This is a genomic window from Enterobacter sp. 50793107, assembly GCF_001463365.1.
In the GTDB taxonomy this organism is placed as follows: Bacteria; Pseudomonadota; Gammaproteobacteria; order Enterobacterales; family Enterobacteriaceae; genus Enterobacter; species Enterobacter cloacae.
In genome coordinates, this window is sequence record NZ_LNII01000013.1 from 1 (window position 1) to 20503 (window position 20503).

The following is a 20503-nucleotide window of genomic DNA, read 5'->3' on the forward strand; positions in this document are numbered from 1 at the left end:
GCCTTTAGCCAAATCCGTTTATCTCAAAACCATATTTTATTTATCGATGGTATCGATATCCGACCTTCCTCAATTCCATACGATGATTATCTAGAATGTATCAAAGGATTAGCTCACGCCGTTTGGGAGATTAATAATGATTTCTTCCCAAGTATAAAAGGAGGGAAAGGGAGAATGAAAGCAGTTCTTTTGATCAGACCAGATATTTTTGAATCCATAGGATTACAAAATCAAAATGCAAAGATAAGAGATAATTCAGTATTTCTGGACTGGCGGACAGAATATGTCAACCACCGTAACTCTCAATTATTTGAGGTTCTAGATCATCTGCTTGGGACTCAGCAAAAAATGGCACTTGAAAAAGGGCAAGCCTGGGACCATTATTTCCCTTGGGACTCACCCAATGTTCGGGATGATTATAACCACCCCACATCATTTATTAATTTTCTTCGTTGGTCCTATTATCGACCAAGAGATATATTGCGAATGCTCGAGATTATTAAATCACACGCCAACGGTGATGGCGGGAAAAATCAATTTACTCTAGATGATTTTGAAAATCCTAGTATGCAAAGAGATTACTCTAACTATTTACTCGGGGAAATAAAAGATCATTTATCATTTTATTATGGAAGTGATCATTATGAGATTTTTTTAAAGTTCTTTGAATTCCTCTCAGGAAAAGACACTTTCGATTATGCTGAATATCTCTTAGCATATAAACAACTTGAAACTCACATTGGCTCCATTTCCACTCCAAAGCCAAAATTCATGACAACCGCAAACGACTTCCTACAATTTCTGTTTGATCTTAACGTAATATGTTATATAGAAACAACCGAAGATAATAATAGATTTATACGTTGGTGCTTTAGAGAAAGAAGTTATGCAAATATTTCACCGAAAATAAAAACAGGAATGAAATATCAGATATTTTATGGTTTGGCAAAATCATTAAATGTCGGAAAGGTATTAAAAAAATAAAAATTAAATGGCGAGTGGAAATCACTTGCCATTCATCTAATAGCACTGATAATGATACATAAGGGGCAGGCATGCTATATAAGTATCCCTTCAAAACGGACCATCAACTTTTACGGAGTCTCTGGCACTCCAACTTCCGCTCTTGGCACGAAGCGGACAAGTGCCTGACATAACTGTTCCGTCAGGAGCGAAGCTCAACCATCAAGCATGATAAAATCGACATTGAGTGCATGCGACTTCACCCTCTAACCAGATTCACTCGGGTAAAATCAGATTCTGACAAGGCTTTTACTATTGCCCCTGATCATCCTGCACGTAAAATAATCAGACACTTATGGAAAGAGATGCATTATGGATATTGCTCTGCTTAACAGGGGCTGTAACAGAAAATGGTCAGATACGATGGTGAATCTGGAAGCCCGAAAACTGTTCGAAACAGCAAATCGGTTGTCAGCATTTTATTTGCATGATGCCCTGACGCGTATCGAATTTGTCGAGGAGATAAAACAGGTCGTAGAAAAGGAGCAAGATGGATACGATGGGTCGTCCAGGACGCAGAGTGTTAAACTTTATGTTTTCTCCAGAAATGCCAGGATTTGTAAGACAGGACTGGCGGCTGAATAAATACAACGATGATGATAGTGATGAGTATTGATATTCCACCACCCACAACGGTTTCTTTCGCAGCAAACAACATAAGTAGGATAAAAACCATCAGGCAAGATGATGTTATCCATAAAACAACCCTGAATCGATTAGCCAGATCCTGAATTGCTTCCCCCAATGTTCCACCATAGCTTTCAACGTTGTTCTTAATCTTCTGCAAGTCAGATCGCGTAAAGCCAGAACTCAACAAAGCCTCTTCAGTAACATCCATATTGTCCTCTCAGCAAATCTTAACTGGCGATGCTGCCCGCAATCATACTGATCAACATTCACGCATTCCAGCCAAAACGGTTTCTGTCTATCTGAAACGAACCACCGTTATCCGGAATCTTTGCCATTAAACTCAGCTAAGCCACAAACAACCACAATTCTCCGCTGCGCAGCCTGAAGATGCCAGCTCGTTGTGTACAGCAAAAGGTCATTAGCCGCTTAAAGAAAGGATAAAGGGGCTCCGATGAGCCCCTTTGTAGATGTCATTGCGATCAATTCGTGGTTTCTATTTTAGGCGGTTGCCAGGTGCCATCCAGAATGGCTTGTTCGCCCCAGTACGCTCGAATGTACAGTGAGAATGTACCGTCTGGTGCGGGTAACCAGTTATTGAGTTTATCCTCTGAAGGCCGGGTTTTGCTCACATACAGCGTCAGGGAGCCGTCATCATTAAATTTCAGATTTTTATTTTTTGTCCCCAGCGAGTAGCGATTCAGTTCGTTAGGGCTGAAAAGGTGTTTACTGTTATAGAGGGTTAAAGACCAGAAGCCTTTCACCGGCGGAAGCTGACCTTTCGGGAAGGTGACGGTGTAGTTATGTGCACCAGAGAGCTGGGCACCGGCAGCGTCATTATCCGTGTAGAAATATTGCGTTTCGTTCGGCTTATTATCGAACATATTCGATTTTGAAGTGCCGGTCCGGTTGTAATAATCGACCCCAAATTCAGCGTTATTTTTTGAGCGGTTCCAGCCATTACCCGCCGGTACACCGTTATGTTTCCATTTGAAAAACTCGGCGATAACCGTTTTATCCGTCTCGACTGCTGTTTCATCCATCCACTTGCGGATTTCAGGGTTTTTCTTACCCATTTCGACAAGGTGACGGTATTGGGCATACATGGCTTCTTCACCCGGTAACGGTGGCACTTTATTCAACACATTCTCAAGCTGATCGAAGAACTTTTCGGGTATAACCCACTTCGTTTCACCTGCGTTGGGATCGGCTTTTTCACCGATAGACGGTAATTTCGAATAGTCGTAGGTTTTCATTTTGCCGTCAAACTGACTTAACGGATAAGTCATGACCTCTTTGATCGGTGCCTGAATCGCCGCTCTGTCTTCGGCCGTGTCATCCATCTGGATACGCGGTATCACGTTTGCCATTTCCGTTGAAGAGCGGATGATGCCGTTAATGCCTTTCGGCGTTTCGCCTTTCCAGTCAGGTCCGACTAACAAATAAAAGCCAGGTTTAGTGCCATAGGGCTTACCGACGTTACCAATTTGATCGGTTCGTGCATCATAAATGGCGTAAACCCAGAAGCGGTCGCCAAAGTCTGGCACCTGTAGCACAACCGGTTCTTTATCCAACTCAAAGAAGCCCAGACCGTAAGCCACGTCCTGATTCGGACAGGTTACGAAGGTTTCTTCAGGCTTGATGTAATCCGTCAGCATACTGAGCTGCCCCATTGGTGCAACCGGCACCATACCGCCATTCAATGCGGGCTCGGGCGCCTTCGTAATTGTCGCGCGTCGGTTGAACTGATTGACCATCGGCCAGCCCCAGATATAAGCCTGCTGCGCTATTGCCTTCACGTAGGCTTCTGGCATCTGCACGTCTAAAGAGGGTTGATTAAGCTGATCGAAACGCGTGGGATGCTGAATAGTGAGTGGTGCGCTCTCGGCAAAAACGTTGGCACTCAGGGCCAGGGCAGTAAAAAGTGCCAGTGTTTTTAATTTACTCATCGTAAGGTCCTTATTTGTTTGTCTGAACCAGATCGTCTGGTACCCAGGTTTGATCGTAAAAACCGTCTTCTGTGCCGTAGAGACGCAACGCCACAAGGAAATTACGATTAGGCACGGTTTTGATAAAAGCGGCATCGTCTACGCCATCCGGCTTGTTCGGGCCGAACCAGAGATCAATGGAACCGTCGCTGTTTTTCGGGATGTTGTAGTAGCCGTTTGTAGAAGGTAATAACTGGTCCGTTTCAGGCATGGTACCGTCGGTAATATTGTAGGCGGTGACCGCCCAGAACAGCGCAGCGGGTGGATTCGGTGGTAAATGCAACTTATAGGTGTTGCTTCCATCAAGGAACTTGCCGGTATTATCTTTTACCGCATAGGGATATTTTGAGCCGGCACCGGTTGTATGCATGACCATAGCTGCGGCGCTGGAATAGGCGATCTGGAAGAATGCCGCACGCTGGTTGGCATCCAGCGTTCCGTACTGCATCCACTCTGCGGTTGCCCCGGCCCAGGAGTTCTCCCACTGGCGGTCTTTGTAGTAGAGCTGACGCTGATCGTCACGCCCCACCTGTCGGCGAGCCAGTATCATTCGCGGCGCAGTCGTAACCGCTTTGTTGAGCATTTCCTGCTGCTTCGCCGTTGGGGCGAATGGCTTTCCTTTAACAATCCCGATGCTTAACAACGCGCTACGTGTTTCCTCTGGAATCGCTGTTAACGGCTCATAATCCACGAAGGCTTTCAGCTTTTGCCAATAACTGGCATCGGTTGGATACATCATATTGACGCGTTTACCGCTGGCATCCGGGAACTGCATCGGCTTCACGTCTTTCTCAACATCCCAGAGGGGATAAATGCGCGTCGTTTCGGCATTTTTAACCGCCGGGATGGGGTCAGGTTTACCGTCGCCTTTGCCCATAATGGTTCTGAAGAAGAGAAACACATTGTAAGTCGATGATTTAAAGGCGTAATAACCCTGCGGCACAGGGCCCTCATAATCAGGGGGTAATAACAGATACAGCCCACCGCGAGCCCGATCCGGGCCGATGGCACCCACATCGGTAATGGTTTTCTGGAAGAAATCGGTAAACATACCGATGACGTTCGCCGGGGCTTTAATCACCAATGGGCCCGTTTCTTTCAGATCAAGGTAACTCATCGAATAGATGACATCTCCGTTTGGCGTTGGAACCACCGCCCGGCTATCCATGCGCTCTTTCCAGATAGGGAGAACGTTATAGCCTTTACCAAACGCCGCTTCAGAACCGTCGCGTAGCCCAATGGTGTTCAGAAGGGGCAGGGTTTGAATGTAGGCCTGGATAGCGTCCTGATAATACAGTTCATCGCTGAGCGATTGTGCCTCGTCCTGAGCCAGCCAGTTGCCGTTATTCAGTTGTTTCATCAATGGAGAGAGCGGGGCATCGGCAGCAACAGCGTGGTGGGAAAAAGTCAATGCCAGCAAAACTGCAGAGGCTATCACATGAACCTTCATAAGCGTTTCCTGATTGAGTGAGCAGAAGAAACCAGCGGCATATGCCTTTGAAACGCTTAAGCACATCCTCGTCTGGCACTGATACATGTCAAATGCCATTTAAGAATAGTTAACTTTTCAAAAATGTAACCTTAAGAGTTGTTTAATAATAAATTTACGCAACGATCGGGTTTTCTTTTTTTCTCCAGGCAGGGTAACGTTATGCGACATTGCGGAACGGGAAGGCTGGTCTATGCTCAACAGGATTGCGTCTGCCTGAAAAATAATGAGAGTGCGGAACGTTGCTGTGTATTTAATGTATATACCACGTCGTTAAAAAGGGTAATACAGCCTGACGGTAGCAGGGTGATGGCAAAAAAGAACGCGGAAGTAAAATTATCATTCGATAACAGGAAAATAGCATATGAGAAAAACGGCGTTGTTTTATTTGATAACGTTTCTTTCACCCGCAACGCAGGCCAGCGCACTCTATTTCTATGAGATTGGAACCGAAGATGTCGCGCTTGCCGGTGCGGGCCAGGCTGCACGTGCTCAGGACGCGTCCACAATCGTGACCAACCCGGCGGGCATGACGCGGCTTCCCGATCATATGTTTACCGGGGGTTTACAGGCCATGGATGGTGATATTTCCTATGACCTGGATAATGCGTCTGGTCGCAAAAGTCCCGGTAATGTGTTGAATTTATTCCCCAATGCAAGCGCCTTTTATTCGCAAAAAGTCAATGACAGACTATATGCCGGTGTAGGTTTATATGGCAATTATGGTCTGGGAATTGATTTTGGTAACTGGGCCGGCGATCGCCTTATTAAAAAAAGCTCAATGGTTGCAATGACATTAAGCCCGTCCCTGGCTTATAAGCTCAGCGACCGAGTTTCCGTGGGGGGATCCGTTAATGTAAATTATGGATTCCTTTCGCTAACGCGTAATGTCGACGATACCGACGTAAAAGAGAAAGATCATGACTGGGTAATGAGCTACCGTCTGGGATTATTAATGGCGCTTACCGATCAAACGCGTGCGGGTATCACCTGGAACAGTAAAGCGGACTATGATTTTAATATTGATGCGAAAGCCCGTTTCCCGAATTTACCCAACGTGGAATATAAACTCCCGATTTCTGCGCAGGTCAGGGCGCCTCAACAAATCATGTTTAGCCTGGTGCATGATATATCCCAAACGTGGTCAATAATGGGTGACCTTGGATGGCAGGACTGGAGTCAGTTTGGGAGTCCACAGATTACGGTTGCCGGACAGCAAACCGCTCATAAAAATCGCCTCAAAGACTCCTGGCATGCCGCGCTTGGGTTGCAATATCGTCCAACAGAACAGTGGCGAATCAATGCCGGGGTAGCGTTCGACAGTACGGTCTATGAGTCACAAAATGATGTTGCGCTTTCATTACCTACCGGCGATGAGTGGCGTTTTGCGACCGGTGCGCAGTATCAAATAACACCGCAAAGCAATATTGGGTTCGCCTTATCGTACTTACACATGCAGTCTTCCCGCGTCCAGTCGCCAGAATACCTAAAAGGAAGCTATGACGATCCGCACCTGTGGTTTGCGAGTGTCAATTACAGCTATCAATTTTAACGTTGCAACATCCTTGAGTGATGGGGGGCTGGGCACCCTCTGTCCGCTTTGCAGCAAAAGAGGTCAGGTGTAATACCGCCTCTTTATGTCGTTAGCGAACGCGGACTGCCGAGATAAAGCCGCTGCTGTTTCCAGTATTCGATACCGCCTAAAATACTGTCCGCCCTGATCCAGGCTCTGGCAATCAGGATGTGTAAATGCGGTGCATTCAAAGCACTAACCATCTGTGAGCTGTCGTTTAACAGTTGCACGATATACGTCACCGCATAGTCTCCTGAATCAACATATCCATCTCTTCGCTGTCTTTCCTTAAATACACTTTCGCTACCCTTAGGCCAGCGACGCCGCAGAGCGGAAAGGAGGGTATTGACGTAATTAATATTCGCCAGCACCAGGTCGGCAATGCGGTCTTCTTCACGCGCAGTGCTGCGTTCAATCAGATAGAAACCTGGAATTGCAGGGCCGTACGGGGTAAAAAAACTCGGCGGACTATTCTCGCGGTAGAGTAAATACCAGACATCGCCAAAGGAAAAAGCCTCTTCATCGTAAAACAGCGTGCCCAGGCGAATGGACTGCATTTGCATCCTTCCATGCAGATACAGCGGCAATTTATTGTTCTCAAGCTTCATGAAATACCGCCGGAATACGCTACATCCCTTTTCGCCCAGACGTCGAAACGGTTTACTTTGCCAGAGTCGCCATTGTTGCCTCCGCTCGTGGATATCAAGCAGACAGGCAAACGCGTCTATTTGCTCATCAAGTGAGAGTCTGCGTGAGCTTTTTAACCACCGCACAAAATAAAACAGAAGCGCTTTTACAGGTTTTCCTTCAGCTCGGATCAGGGCGGTGCTGTTCACTTTTCTGTTTTTTTCGTGCGATGATTTTAGATAGTTTTGTAACCATAACGCCCCGGCAATAAACCCACGGGAGTAGTAAATCTCTGCTTCGAAAGGCACCAACATATCGTCGTCTTCCAGTTGGCGTTTCAAATAACGGAGCTGTTCCTCGGCTAGTTGGCCAAGACCGATAGAGCTGGCCAGACGAGTGCCGGTAAGGTACTTTTCTTTCTTGGTAGGGGAGTAATAATCTGCCAGGGCCGTACGCCACCAGTCGCCATTCTCTTCGGTATCTTTAACCGTTTTACGAGGGGTCCCCAGCAGGGATGACAGTAATGCTAACGTGGGTCCGTGCTGAATCTTCATACCGCCGAAAGCGTATTGCCAGTAGACTCTCGGCTCGCGATTTTCATGTTCTTTGAGTCGCCAGAACTCTTCTTCAACGCTGGGGCGGTGGTCAATCCAGACTAATCGCGTCGAGCGCTTCCCATTCCAGCGATCGCGGATCCAGTGATTAATGTCGAAATGGTCGGTACCACTGTAGCCTGCGACAACCATTAAATCGGCCTGATTTGTTACCTGTTCGAGGCGTATTTTGAAGGCTTCGGGTAGCCCATGCTCCAGGTCGGCAAGTGTTGCACCAAGTCCTGTACAGCCGTGTTCAATTGTGCCGTGCACTTTGATGATACCCCAGTCTTCACCGTATTCCCGGTGCAGGATGTCCAGGGTTTTGGTCGCGGGGTCAATCACATGCACAGGGATCTGATGACAACCAGCCTGCTCGATACAGTCATCAAAATTAGTGGTGATACACCAGCCCCGGTGCTTGATCAGGTAATCGGCAATCAGATGATGATTCGCATTTGGGGGACGTTGGGAAAAGATACGCAGCAGTTCCCGGGCGGCACCGCTACGCTCGACGCCTTCAATGGTTGAAGGTTCAAACGCTTTATCAAGAACATGCTCCAGACGTGGCAGGCTTCGCCCCATCCACTGCTCACATTGACCAAATACCGTTTTAATTTCGTCAGCCGCGTTGCTGTCAAGCAAGTGGTCAAGCAGGGCTTCCGTGAGTTCGTATCCTCCTGGGAGCCGTGAAGGGGAATCAATGGAGATCCCCGCGCCAACCATCAACACAACTTTGCCAGGACAGGGGCGTTCGGGAGTGAAACCCTTCCAGCCAAACCACCAGTCGTCCATCTCCATCGTTTTTCCTTCGTCACCGCAGAAATATTATTAATGCATTAATTTATCCGGCAATTCAAATCGCCGCCCCAAAACGCCCCACCGCAGTGCACACCCCCCAAACCCGCTCCCCAAAACAGTGAAACCCAACCCGCAGCAATCCACAACCTACTAAAAAACAAAGCAAAACCATCCTGGCACACCCCTTGCTTAATCAACCGTGAAAGGGCAGCACACCACAATTTGAACAATAGCTGGCTAGGGTTCCGGTTCACCACGGTGAATGGCTGGTCCAAGAGCTGGCGACCTCTGAGAGGTTACACGGCGGGACAAAAGCCCGGGAGACAGCAGCACCAGACGGTGTCGCGCTGCCCCCTAATTTTGTGCCACTCAGAGGTCAAGCATGAAAAAAACGCCATTACTCCGCTCTCTTGTACTGTCGCTGGCAATGCTGGTCAGTCTCCCCACGTTCGCCGCTGTGAAAAAAGAGTTCAACGTCTGCTGGACCATCTACGCCGGGTGGATGCCCTGGGGCACCATCAGCAGTAGCAAAATCATCGATAAATGGGCCAGCAAATACGGCATCAAAATCAACGTTGTGCAGCTCAACGACTATATCGAATCCATCAACCAGTATACCGCAGGGCAGTTTGACGGCTGCACCATGACCAATATGGATGCGCTGACCATACCAGCCGCGGGCGGGGTAGACACCACGGCGCTGATCCTCGGTAGCTACTCGGAAGGCAACGACGGAGTAGTGATGAAAGGTAAGGGCAAAACCCTGAAAGATCTGAAAGGGATGAAGGTCTACCTGCCTGAGCTTTCTGTGTCTCACTATCTGCTGGTGCGCGGTCTGGAAAAAGCCGGGCTCGCAGAGAAAGACGTCACCGTGGTGAATACCTCGGACGCAGATATCGTCTCTGCGTTCGGGACCGCCAGTGTGCAGGCTGCGGTGGCGTGGAACCCGCAGCTTTCCGTCATCAAAGGCACGCCAAACACCACCGAAGTGTTCAGCTCCTCGCAGGTACCGGGTGAGCTTATCGACATGATGGTGGTCAACACCGAGACCCTGAAAGACAACCCGGCGTTGGGCAAAGCGCTCACCGGCGCCTGGTACGAGATGATGGGGCTGATGAAAGCGCAGGATGCCGGCGCGCTGAATGCGATGGCCGCTGCCTCCGGGACCGATCTCGCCGGGTATCAGGCGCAGCTCAAAACCACCCATCTGTTCTATAGCCCGCAGGACAACATGGCGTTTGTCACGTCGCCGGATCTGGCGAAAACCATGCAGCGCGTGGCGTCGTTCTCCTTCGACAAAGGGCTGCTGGGCGAGGGCGCGCAGAGCGCCGATTTTATCGGTATGCGCTTCCCGGGCAATGTCACGGTGGGCGATGCCAGCAACGTGAAACTGCGCTTTGACGACAGCTTCGTGAAAATGGCCGCTGCCGGCACGCTGTGATAACGGACGGAGTCTCCATGCGACAAATTAATCGCCATCCCACTCCCGGCATGCGGCTGATGCTCGTGATGCTGCCTTTTGTCCTGCTGCTGGCCGCCTACTTTTTTGGCTCGGCGGTCAGGCTGGAGGCCAACCCGCAGGACAAGCTGCTGCCCGGCCTGCAACAAATGCTGGACGCGCTATCCCGGATGGCGTTGACCCCGGATAAACGTAGCGGTGAATACCTGTTCTGGGTCGATACCCTGGTGAGCCTCGCGCGTCTGCTGGCGGGGCTGGCGATCGCCTCACTGATCGGCCTGTGCATTGGCGTTACCTCGGGCGTGTTTCCGCTGTGGCGTGCATCGCTCTCGCCGCTGATGACGGTGCTGTCGATGATCCCGCCGCTGGCAATACTCCCGGTGCTGTTTATCGTTTTCGGGCTGGATGAGCTGTCGAAGGTGATGCTGATTGTCATCGGCATCACCCCGATGCTGGCGCGCGATCTGGAGCACCGCGCCTGTGAAATCCCAGCGGAGATCCTCATCAAAGCCCAGACGCTGGGGGCCAGTAGCTGGACGCTGGTGCTGCGCGTGGTGCTTCCGCAGCTGCTCTCCAGGCTGCTGACCTCGCTGCGCCTGCTGCTCGGGTCGGCATGGCTGTTTCTTATCTCGGCGGAGGCTATCTCCTCTACCGCCGGGCTGGGATACCGCATTTTCCTCGTACGGCGCTACATGGCGATGGACGTGATTATCCCGTACGTCCTGTGGATCACCCTGCTGGCGTGGCTGATGGATCTCGCCCTGCGGCAGCTGCATAAAACCTGTTTTTCCTGGGCGGAAGGAGGGAAGGCATGAGCTTTATCACCATCAACAATATCTGGCAGGAGTACGGCGACCATGTGGTGCTGGAACGCCTGAACCTGCAGGTGAAAGAGGGCGAGTTCTGCTCAATGGTGGGGGCGTCCGGCTGCGGAAAATCCACCTTCCTGCGTCTGCTGCTTGGTCAGGAAGCGCCCAGCCGGGGAGTGATCACCCTCGATGGCAAACCGCTGCGCGCCGAGCCGGACAGCAGCCGCGGCGTGGTGTTTCAGCGCTACTCCGTTTTCCCGCACCTCAGCGTGCTGGATAACGTCGCCATCGGTCTTGAACTGCCGCAATCGCCGCTGTTCGGGCGGCTGTTTGGGGCCAAAAAGCGCGCCGTGCGTGAACGGTCGGCGGAGATGCTGGAAAAAGTCGGCCTCGGGCACGCGCTGGATAAATATCCCGCCCAGCTCTCCGGCGGCATGCAGCAGCGCCTGGCCATTGCTCAGGCATTCATCATGCAGCCGCGCGTGCTGCTGCTCGATGAGCCGTTTGGCGCGCTGGATCCGGGGATTAGAAAAGACATGCACGCCCTGTTGCTGCAGCTGTGGGGCGAAACCCGCATGACCGTCTTTATGGTCACCCACGATCTGTCTGAAGGCTTCAACCTCGGCACCCGGCTACTGGTGTTCGACAAAGTGCGCCTCGACCCGCAGGCACCGAATGCCTACGGCGCGCGCATTACCTACGACATTCCGCTCAACGAGACGCGGCTCTCCGCTCTGAGCGGAACCACGCCCGACAACGTTTATGCCTTAAGGGGGTAACAGTGAATACCATGACGATTTTACGTGAAGAGACCCTTCCCGGCGGGGGACACCTCTCGTTTGTCCTGAAGCGCGGACAGATCCTGCGCATGACAGATACGGAAGGCGGTGCCAACGTCAGCCTGCTGATGCTCAACCCGCACGAGAAAAGCGAGCGGCTGAACCTGCCCGACACGCTGAAAGGCCAGCACACCGCGCGCCTGACCGCCGGACACTGCTTTTACTCCGACATGGGCCGCGTGCTGGCGGGTATTACCGCCGACACCTGCGGCTGGCACGACCCGTTTGGCGGCGTGCTGAATGCCGCCGAAGTGGCGGAAAAATACGGTCAGGGACGTTATCAGGAGCTGCGCAACGGTTTCTACCGTAACGGTACGGATAACCTGCTGGTGGAGATGGGCAAGTGGGATCTCAACCTGGAAGATCTGCTGATGGTGGTCAATTTCTTCAGCAAGGTCACCGTGGAGGACAACGGCCAGTTCCGCTTCCACAGCGGACATTCGCAGCCGGGCAGCTACGTTGAGCTGTTCGCGCCGATGGACACGCTGATTGTCATGACCGCGCTACCGCACCCGATGGATCCCTCCCGGGAGTACGCCCCGCGCCCGGTACAGCTGAGCTGGCGGCAGGCGGAGGATGAAGAGGGGGCGATTAACGCCCTCCTGACGCGCCCGGAAAACGAACGCGCCATCACTAACACTCAACGTTTCGCCCTGTAAGGAGCCGTGTATGACCGTTGCCAGCGAAAAACATCCCCAGCATGCCAGCTTCCGCCACGTTATCCCGGCGGGGGAACCGTATCTGTTTGAAGTGAAAAAAGGCCAGACGCTACGCCTGCTCGACCTGGAGGGCAACCAGGCGGTGGACACGCTGTTTTACAATGCGGACAACCCACGTGAGCGCTACGACGCACAGCGCACGCTGCGCCGCCAGAACAACGCTTATCTCACCCACGGCAGCGTGCTCTACTCCAACCTCGGTAACCCGCTGCTGACCATCGTGGCTGATACCTGCGGGCGTCACGATACCCTCGGCGGCGCCTGCGCGCAGGAGAGCAACACCGTGCGTTATGCTCTCGATAAACGTCATATGCACAGCTGCCGGGATAACTTTCTCTGCGCCTGCCTGCACGATGGCCGCCTGCAAAAGCGCGATATTGCCGCCAATATTAACTTCTTCATGAACGTGCCGGTGACTCCGCAGGGCGGGCTGACCTTTGAGGACGGTATCTCCGCGCCGGGGAAATATGTCGAGTTGCGCGCCGAGTGCAACGTCATCGTGCTGATCTCCAACTGTCCGCAGCTTAACAACCCGTGCAACGGCTGGAATCCAACGCCAGCAGAGGTGCTGGTATGGAACTGACACCCACCCGCTGGCAGCGCCTGCGCCAGGCCATTTATCGCTTGTTTGCAGTCCGCGCCGGACGCATTCTGCCGTAACCGCTTTTTCCCCATGGACGACCATGGGTGAGCCGATTTTCGGCGGGACGACCCGCCACGATTGAGTCTGACCTATGTTGACGACACTCCTGATTGCAAACCGCGGGGCGATTGCCTGCCGCATTCTGCGCACCCTGCGCGCCATGAACATCCGCGGCGTGGCGGTCTATTCCGAAGCCGATCTCAGCAGCCTGCATATCCGGGAAGCGGATGAGGCGTTGAGCCTGGGCGAAGGCCCGGCGGCGAACACCTATCTGGTGAGCGAAAAGATCATCGCGGCCGCCAGAGCCAGCGGTGCGCAGGCCATTCATCCGGGCTACGGTTTTCTGTCGGAAAACGCCGCATTTGCCGAAGCCTGCGAAGCCGCAGGCATTGCGTTTGTCGGCCCCACGCCGGAACAATTGCGCCTGTTTGGCCTGAAACATACCGCCCGCGCGCTGGCGAAAGCGCACGGCGTGCCGATGCTCGAAGGCACCGGGCTGCTGGCTAACGTCGATGAGGCCGTTCACGCTGCGGCGGTAGTGGGCTACCCGGTAATGCTGAAAAGCACCGCGGGCGGCGGCGGGATCGGCATGCGCGTCTGTTACCACGCGGAAGAGCTGCGCGACGCCTTCGATGCCGTGGTGCGCCTGGGCAAGAATAACTTTAGCGACGCGGGCGTGTTTATCGAAAAATACATTGAGCGGGCGCGTCACCTGGAAGTCCAGCTGTTTGGTGACGGCAAAGGCGAGGTGATTGCCCTCGGCGTGCGCGACTGCTCGGTACAGCGGCGTAACCAGAAGGTGCTGGAAGAGACGCCCGCGCCTAACCTGCCGGACGGCATGGAGGCCGCGCTGTGCGAGGCGGCGATAAAACTCGGCCAGGCGGTCAACTACCGCAGCGCGGGTACCGTGGAGTTTGTCTACGACAGCGACGCGGCCCGCTTTTACTTCCTTGAAGTGAACACCCGTCTGCAGGTAGAGCACGGCGTCACCGAGCAGGTGTGGGATGTTGATCTGGTTCGCTGGATGATTGACCTGGCGGCCGGAACGCTGCCGCCGCTGGCGGAGCTGCGCGCCAGCCTGCAACCACAAGGACACGCCATTCAGGCGCGGGTCTACGCCGAAGATCCGGGCCGTCAGTTCCAGCCGTCGCCAGGGCTACTCACTGAAGTGGTGTTCCCGGAAAACGACCGTCGCACATTGCGCATCGACAGCTGGGTGGAGTCCGGCTGCGACGTACCGCCGTTTTTTGACCCGATGCTGGCTAAAATCATCGCCTGGCAGCCCACGCGCGAGGCGGCGATCCGCGTCCTACACACCGCGCTGGGAGAGACGCGTCTCTACGGCGTGGAAACCAACCGCAGCTATTTGCAGCAGATTTTAACCTTCCCGCCGTTCGCCCACGGCGAGCCGTGGACTCGCTGTTTAGAGACGCTGGACTATCAGGCCTTCACCCTTGAGGTGCTCAGCGCCGGGACGCAAACCACGGTGCAGGATTATCCGGGGCGCACGGGCTACTGGGCCGTCGGGGTGCCGCCCTCCGGGCCGATGGACAGCCTGGCGCTGCGTCTCGGCAACCGTCTGCTGGGCAATGAGGAGGGGGCCGCCGCGCTGGAGATCACCCTCAGCGGCCCGACGCTGAAATTCAACTGCGACGCGCAGCTGGCGGTGACCGGCGCAGCCATTGCGCTGACGCTGGACGGCGTGCCGCTGGCAAACAACCGCGTTTTCCGCGTCCGGGCGGGAAGCACGCTGCGTATGGGCGATATTCAGGGTGACGGCGTGCGCAGCTATCTCTGCCTGCGCGGCGGGTTTGAGGTACCGGATTATCTGGGCAGCAAAAGCACCTTCACCCTCGGGCAGTTTGGCGGTCACGCCGGACGGGCACTGCGCACAGGTGACGTGCTGCATCTGTCCCCATTGACCGAACCTGTCGCGGACGGGGAGCTGCCGCAGGCCCTTCGCACCAGCCTGGATGGGGTGCGTGAGCTGCGGGTGATTTACGGTCCGCATGGTGCGCCGGAGTATTTTACGCCGGGCTATATGGCGACCTTTTTTGCCACCGAGTGGGAGGTACATTTTAACTCCAGCCGCACGGGCGTGCGTCTGATCGGCCCGAAACCGGAATGGGTACGCGACAGCGGCGGCGAAGCGGGGCTGCACCCGTCGAACATCCACGATAACCCGTACGCCATTGGCGCAGTGGATTTCACCGGCGATATGCCGGTGATCCTCGGCCCCGACGGTCCAAGCCTGGGGGGATTTGTCTGCCCGGTCACCGTCATTGAGGCGGATTTACACGCGGTTGGCCAGCTGAAAGCGGGCGATAAAGTGCGTTTTATGCCGGTGGACGTTTCCACCGCCCGACGGCTGGTGCAGGGGCAGGCGGCGCAAATCGCCAGCCTCACGCCGCAGGTCATGCCGTGGCAACCTGTCGGGCTGAGCTCGCCGGTGGTGCTGGAGGTGGGAGAGGACGATAAACGGCTGGTGGCGAGGTTATCCGGCGATACACATCTGCTGCTGGAGATTGGCGACCCCGAACTGGATCTGGTGTTGCGTTTTCGCGCCCACGCGCTGATGCAGGCGCTGGAAACGCGCGCGATGACGGGGATTATCGACCTCACGCCGGGGATCCGCTCCCTGCAGATTCACTATCAGCCGGAAACGCTGAGTCTGGAAGCGCTGCTGGAGACGGTGGCCGGGCTGTGGCAGGACGTATGCGGGCAGGCGTCGCTGGACGTGCCGTCGCGCGTGGTCTGGCTGCCGCTCTCCTGGGACGATCCCGCGTGCCAGAAGGCTATCGATAAATACATGACCACCGTGCGCCGGGATGCGCCATGGTGTCCGAGCAACCTGGAGTTTATCCGTCGTATCAACGATCTGGCGAATATCGATGAGGTCTATAAAACGGTGTTCGATGCTCGCTATCTGGTAATGGGGCTGGGAGATGTCTACCTGGGCGCGCCGGTCGCGACACCGCTCGATCCGCGTCATCGTCTGGTGACCACCAAATACAACCCGGCACGCACCTGGACGGCGGAAAACTCGGTGGGTATTGGCGGGGCCTACCTTTGCGTCTACGGCATGGAGGGGCCGGGCGGATATCAGTTTGTCGGACGCACGCTACAGATGTGGAATCGCTATCACGCCGTGGAGGATTTTGGCGGCAAACCCTGGCTGCTGCGCTTCTTCGACCAGATCCGCTTTTATCCGGTCTCTGCCGAAGAGTTGCTCACCATCCGCCGGGATTTCCCGCTGGGGCGTTATCCGCTGCGCATCGAACACACCACGCTGAAGCTGGCGGAGTATCAGCAATTCCTGGCCGACGAGGCGTCGGAGATTGAGGCGTTCCGCGCGCATCAGCAGGCCGCGTTTGACGCCGAACGTGAGCGCTGGGCCGCCAACGGTCAGGCCCATTTTGACAGCAGCGAGGTGCTGGTAACGGATGGCGAAGACGCGCCGCTGGCACCCGGACAGGCCGGGATTGACAGCCCGGTGTCAGGCAACCTGTGGCAGGTAAACGTTGAAGTCGGCAACACCGTGCGCGAAGGCGATGTGCTGGTGGTGCTGGAGTCCATGAAGATGGAGATCCCGCTGGTCGCAACCCAGGACGGGGTGGTCAGCCAGGTGCGCGTGCAGCCGGGTTCATCGGTGCGCGCGGGTCAGTGTGTGGTGGTCCTGGAGAAAACAGCATGAAGCACCTTTTTGATTTACGCCTTGATGTTCTGGCGCAGGCATACCGTTCCGGTCAGCTCCGTCCGCGCGCGGTTATCCTTGCCCTGCGCGAGCGCGCGCTGGCGCTGAACCCGGAATTTAACGCCTTTATTTATCTTCTCATGCCCGACGAGCTGGAGCCGTATCTGGCCGCGCTGGACGGCGTGGATCCGGCATCGTTGCCGCTCTATGGCGTGCCGTTTGCCATTAAAGACAATATCGATCTGGCGGGTATTGAGACCACCGCCGCCTGTCCGGCCTTTGCGTACCGGGCAGAGCAGGATGCGATGATAGTGTCGCAGCTGATTGCGCTGGGGGCGGTCCCGCTGGGGAAAACCAATCTAGACCAGTTCGCGACCGGCTTAAACGGCACGCGCTCACCATTTGGTGCGTGTCGCAACAGTGTGCATCCGGAGTATCCGTCCGGTGGCTCAAGCGCGGGCTCGTCGCTGGCTGTGGCGCTGGGGCTGGCGAGCTTTGCCCTGGGCACCGATACCGCCGGGAGCGGGCGCGTTCCGGCCTCTCTCAATAATCTGGTCGGGCTGAAGGCGACCAAAGGGCTGATCTCGACAGCGGGTGTGGTGCCCGCCTGCCGCACGCTGGACTGCGTAACGTTCTTCACCAGCACGGCAGCGGAGGCCAGCCAACTGCTGGCGCTGACGGCGACGAAAGACGCGCACGATGACTACAGCCGTGCTAACCCGTCCTGGAACGGAGCGCAGGCATTTGGCGTACCGGCAGCCGGTTTTCGCTTTGGCGTGCCGGACACGCTGGAGTTTCTCGGCTGCGCAGAGAGCGAGGCGCTGTATCACACCGCAAAGGAGAGGCTGATCGCCCTTGGCGGCGTGCCGGTGACCATCGACTTTTCGCCGTTCCTGGCGGCAGCAAAACTGCTCTATGACGGCCCGTGGGTGGCCGAGCGCTACCACGTGGCGGGCGCGTTGATTGAGCAACAGCCGGACGCGGTGCTGCCGGTGATCCGCAATGTGCTGCAAAAAGCGCCTGCCATGAGTGCGGTAGCGGCGTTTGAAGCGCAGTACCAGCTTCAGGCCTATAAAAGCGAGTGCGATGCCATACTTACGGGGGTTGAGTGCGTGTTAACCCCCACTTATCCGCGCCCGGTGAGTCTGGCCGAGCTGGCGGAGGAACCGGTCAAACGCAACTCTGAGCTTGGGCTTTACACCAACTTTATGAACCTGCTTGATTACGCTGCCGTGGCGGTCCCGGCAGGGTTTATGGCCAACGGCTTGCCTTCCGGCATAACGCTATTTGGCCGCGCGTTTACCGACCAGTATCTGCTCAGCCTGGCCGATGCGTTACAACGTCACCAAATGTTAACCCTGCCCGGCGGGCGCGAGATGCAAGGGGATGCACCTGTTTCGACCGCAACCGATGACCGGATGTATCTGGTGGTGTGCGGCGCGCACCTGGACGGGCTGGCGCTGAATCATCAACTGCGCCAGCGCGGGGCGACGTATGTAGAAGCCACCACCAGCGCCCCGCATTATCGGCTCTTTGCCCTGGCAGACGGCAAACGGCCAGGCATGGTGCGGGCAACAGAACAGGGTTCCGCAATAGCCGTCGAAGTTTGGGCACTTCCGCACAGCGAAGTGGGATCGTTTCTGGCCGGGATCCCTGCACCGCTGGGCCTGGGAAAAATCGAACTCCAGGACGGGCGCTGGCTGACCGGGTTTATCTGCGAGGAGGCAGGATTAGAGGGAGCACAGGAGATTACGCGATTCGGTGGCTGGCGAGCCTGGCTTGCTCAGCATCCGTGAGCAAGCCAGCGCGGTTAACGGTAGAGCGGTTTTTCTGCGACCGGGATCAGTAAGGTAGATTGCCAGTCCGCAAGCGTCAGCTGCGCGAGTTTTCCCAGTGCGGTATAGAACGGGTGCCCGGCGTTTTCAACAAACACGGAGAGAAAACGGGTGCTCCACGGCAGCAGGTGCCACGCCAGAAGCTGGTCGCGTTCCGTCTCGCGTCCGTTCTCAGTGAGCCACGCGGCCAGCAGCAGCAACGTACCAAAATGATCTTCCGGTTCGTTCTGCTGCATCTCAAAGGCAATCTGGTTTTCCCGCATCCACTGACGCAGTGCGAGGGTTGAATCCCCAAACAGCACGGATTCACGATCCAGCCATACGGAACCCCACGGCGGTGCGGGCAGCGCATAGGGGCCAATAAACAGCCGTTGCCAGGCGTCGGTGACGGGCTCATCGGCAGATACCGTAAAGGTGTCGGCGATGGGCTGCAGCGCCGCCTGCGGCAGCGGCCAGTCCGTAACCCAGTCGCCAGCGGTCAGGGCGTTGACCAGCGGCGCAACGTGCTCGCTGTCGGGTGAATAATAAAACAATGCGCCCAGTACCCGGGCGCTGAACGCGAACGCTTCACGCTGTGAGACATCTTTCATTACAACCTTCCTTGCTCGCGCGGGTGAACCCGCGCGCCTGTGTTAACCGGCAATCGCCATACCTACCGTCATGTGCAGACCATAGAACAGACCGCGGCCAATCAGTTCACCCACGACAACCAGCACCAGGCCTGCAAAGAGCGCAAGGGTTTTCGGCTCCTGGCGCCGGATGAGCGGGCACAGCCAGCAGCCTAATCCGGCGGCGACCAGTATGATACGGCCAACTTGCCATGCGCCATAGTCCGGCAGCAGGGCGCTGGCCTGTTGTACGGAGCTGTGTAGCGTCGCCAGTTCGTTACTCTGCAGCACAATCACCGCCACGCTCAGCAGCAGCGCCAGTACGCTCACCGATGCGGCAAACGTGCCTCTGAAGGCGGTGCCAGCGGCGCGAAGCAGCAGGGCGGCAGACAGCGGGCCGCCCAGCACCATCGTCAGGAAAAAGGCCAGCGTGGTGTAGCCGGTGTACCAGGTCGGAACCGTATCGATCTGATACACGCGGGTCATGGCCCAGACAAACACAATCCCCAGGATCTGGCTCACCACCATCCATACTTTACCCAACGCGGGCGGCATTTTACCGATAACCGACACCAGCCACCAGAAGCCACCGACGGCAAAGAAGACCGAGCCTGCCGCGATCTCGTTGCTGAGCGCCGACGCGCCAACACGGTTCAGGGAGTTAAACGCCCTGAGCGGGGAGCCCAGGTGCATCACCGATGCGATAAAGCCAACGCCCATGACCAGCCATAAAAAGAACATGCTGCGCACGATGCGGGTTCGGACCGCCTCGTCACTCTCCCTCATCCATGCCAGACCGCTGACGAGCAACGCCCCGGCCACGCACTGCCCAAAAACGGTGAAGATCACCAGCGGCCATTCATGCCATCCACTTCCCATCTCACACCTCCTTCGGGTTTGCCAGATAGCCGGTGGTATCTCCCGTCGGGCGGCTGTTGGCGTTAGGTTTAATCACAATGCTTGGCTTGGTGAAGTGCGCGGACGGCAGTGGCGCGACGGCCGCAAGCTGGCCGTGTTTTTTACGCAGCTCGTCAATCGGGCCGAAGTCGAGCGCGCGCAGCGGACAGGACTCCACGCAAATCGGCTTTTTGCCCTCTGCGACGCGGTCATGGCAGCCGTCGCACTTGGTCATGTGGCCTTTGGCGGCGTTGTACTGCGGCGCACCGTACGGAGCCT

General features: G+C 55.5%; 15 protein-coding genes, 1 pseudogene and 1 riboswitch. Of the genes and pseudogenes, 9 read left to right on the forward strand and 7 right to left on the reverse strand.

Annotated elements, in window-relative coordinates:
- Positions 1–984, forward strand: a pseudogene (locus APU11_RS02310) (funZ protein); the annotation flags it as partial.
- Between the two features lie 562 nt (positions 985–1546).
- Here the strand turns inward: APU11_RS02310 and APU11_RS26355 are convergent.
- The 3 genes from APU11_RS26355 to APU11_RS02325 form a co-directional block, all read right to left on the reverse strand.
- Positions 1547–1861, reverse strand: a complete 315-nt coding sequence (locus APU11_RS26355) for a hypothetical protein (protein WP_072200347.1) — start codon at positions 1859–1861, stop codon at positions 1547–1549.
- Positions 1862–2132: 271 nt separating this feature from the next.
- Positions 2133–3599: a DUF1254 domain-containing protein gene (locus APU11_RS02320; RefSeq protein WP_038419292.1), complete on the reverse strand. Its 1467-nt coding sequence runs from the start codon at positions 3597–3599 to the stop codon at positions 2133–2135.
- Between the two features lie 10 nt (positions 3600–3609).
- Complete coding sequence (locus tag APU11_RS02325) at positions 3610–5088, reverse strand: DUF1254 domain-containing protein (protein ID WP_013096811.1); 1479 nt, start codon at positions 5086–5088, stop codon at positions 3610–3612.
- Between the two features lie 403 nt (positions 5089–5491).
- Here APU11_RS02325 and APU11_RS02330 point away from each other — a divergent pair, with 403 nt between their 5' ends.
- Positions 5492–6679, forward strand: coding sequence for an outer membrane protein transport protein (locus tag APU11_RS02330; protein ID WP_058651549.1), 1188 nt, complete (start codon positions 5492–5494; stop codon positions 6677–6679).
- An 83-nt stretch (positions 6680–6762) separates the two neighbouring features.
- Here APU11_RS02330 and APU11_RS02335 read toward each other — a convergent pair whose 3' ends face one another.
- Positions 6763–8721 carry an SIR2 family protein gene (locus APU11_RS02335; protein ID WP_058651550.1) on the reverse strand — a complete coding sequence of 653 codons (1959 nt, stop codon included), beginning with the start codon at positions 8719–8721 and terminating at the stop codon, positions 6763–6765.
- 226 nt (positions 8722–8947) lie between these two features.
- Positions 8948–9046: riboswitch (guanidine-I (ykkC/yxkD leader) on the forward strand.
- Between the two features lie 57 nt (positions 9047–9103).
- Between APU11_RS02335 and APU11_RS02340 the strand changes: the two genes are divergently transcribed.
- The 7 genes from APU11_RS02340 (at position 9104) to atzF (ending at position 18680) form a co-directional block, all read left to right on the forward strand.
- Complete coding sequence (locus APU11_RS02340) at positions 9104–10162, forward strand: putative urea ABC transporter substrate-binding protein (RefSeq protein ID WP_058651551.1); 1059 nt, start codon at positions 9104–9106, stop codon at positions 10160–10162.
- A 17-nt stretch (positions 10163–10179) separates the two neighbouring features.
- Positions 10180–10995 (forward strand): ABC transporter permease subunit, encoded by an 816-nt coding sequence (locus APU11_RS02345; RefSeq protein WP_058651552.1) that lies wholly within the window; start codon positions 10180–10182, stop codon positions 10993–10995.
- On the forward strand, positions 10992–11768 hold the full coding sequence (locus APU11_RS02350) for an ABC transporter ATP-binding protein (protein WP_029882813.1): 777 nt from the start codon (positions 10992–10994) through the stop codon (positions 11766–11768). Before APU11_RS02345 ends, APU11_RS02350 begins: the two co-directional genes overlap by 4 nt.
- 11 nt (positions 11769–11779) lie before the next feature.
- Positions 11780–12487, forward strand: a complete 708-nt coding sequence (locus APU11_RS02355; RefSeq protein ID WP_045295945.1) for an urea amidolyase associated protein UAAP1 — start codon at positions 11780–11782, stop codon at positions 12485–12487.
- A 10-nt stretch (positions 12488–12497) separates the two neighbouring features.
- Positions 12498–13130, forward strand: a complete 633-nt coding sequence (locus APU11_RS02360; protein ID WP_013096803.1) for an urea amidolyase associated protein UAAP2 — start codon at positions 12498–12500, stop codon at positions 13128–13130.
- A 151-nt stretch (positions 13131–13281) separates the two neighbouring features.
- The gene (gene uca / locus APU11_RS02365) at positions 13282–16884 is read left to right on the forward strand and encodes an urea carboxylase (protein ID WP_058651553.1); all 3603 of its coding nucleotides are present in this window, start codon (positions 13282–13284) and stop codon (positions 16882–16884) included.
- Positions 16881–18680, forward strand: a complete 1800-nt coding sequence (atzF, locus tag APU11_RS02370) for an allophanate hydrolase (RefSeq protein WP_058651554.1) — start codon at positions 16881–16883, stop codon at positions 18678–18680. The genes uca and atzF overlap by 4 nt, the downstream gene beginning before the upstream one ends.
- A gap of 14 nt (positions 18681–18694) precedes the next feature.
- Here the strand turns inward: atzF and dmsD are convergent, their stop codons facing one another.
- The 3 genes from dmsD to APU11_RS02385 all read right to left on the reverse strand — a co-directional run.
- Positions 18695–19309 carry a Tat proofreading chaperone DmsD gene (gene dmsD / locus APU11_RS02375; protein ID WP_045295916.1) on the reverse strand — a complete coding sequence of 205 codons (615 nt, stop codon included), beginning with the start codon at positions 19307–19309 and terminating at the stop codon, positions 18695–18697.
- Positions 19310–19351: 42 nt separating this feature from the next.
- Positions 19352–20206, reverse strand: a complete 855-nt coding sequence (locus tag APU11_RS02380; protein WP_058651555.1) for a dimethyl sulfoxide reductase anchor subunit family protein — start codon at positions 20204–20206, stop codon at positions 19352–19354.
- A 1-nt stretch (position 20207) separates the two neighbouring features.
- A partial coding sequence (locus APU11_RS02385; RefSeq protein ID WP_342669313.1) for a 4Fe-4S dicluster domain-containing protein occupies positions 20208–20503 on the reverse strand: 296 nt, incomplete at its 5' end.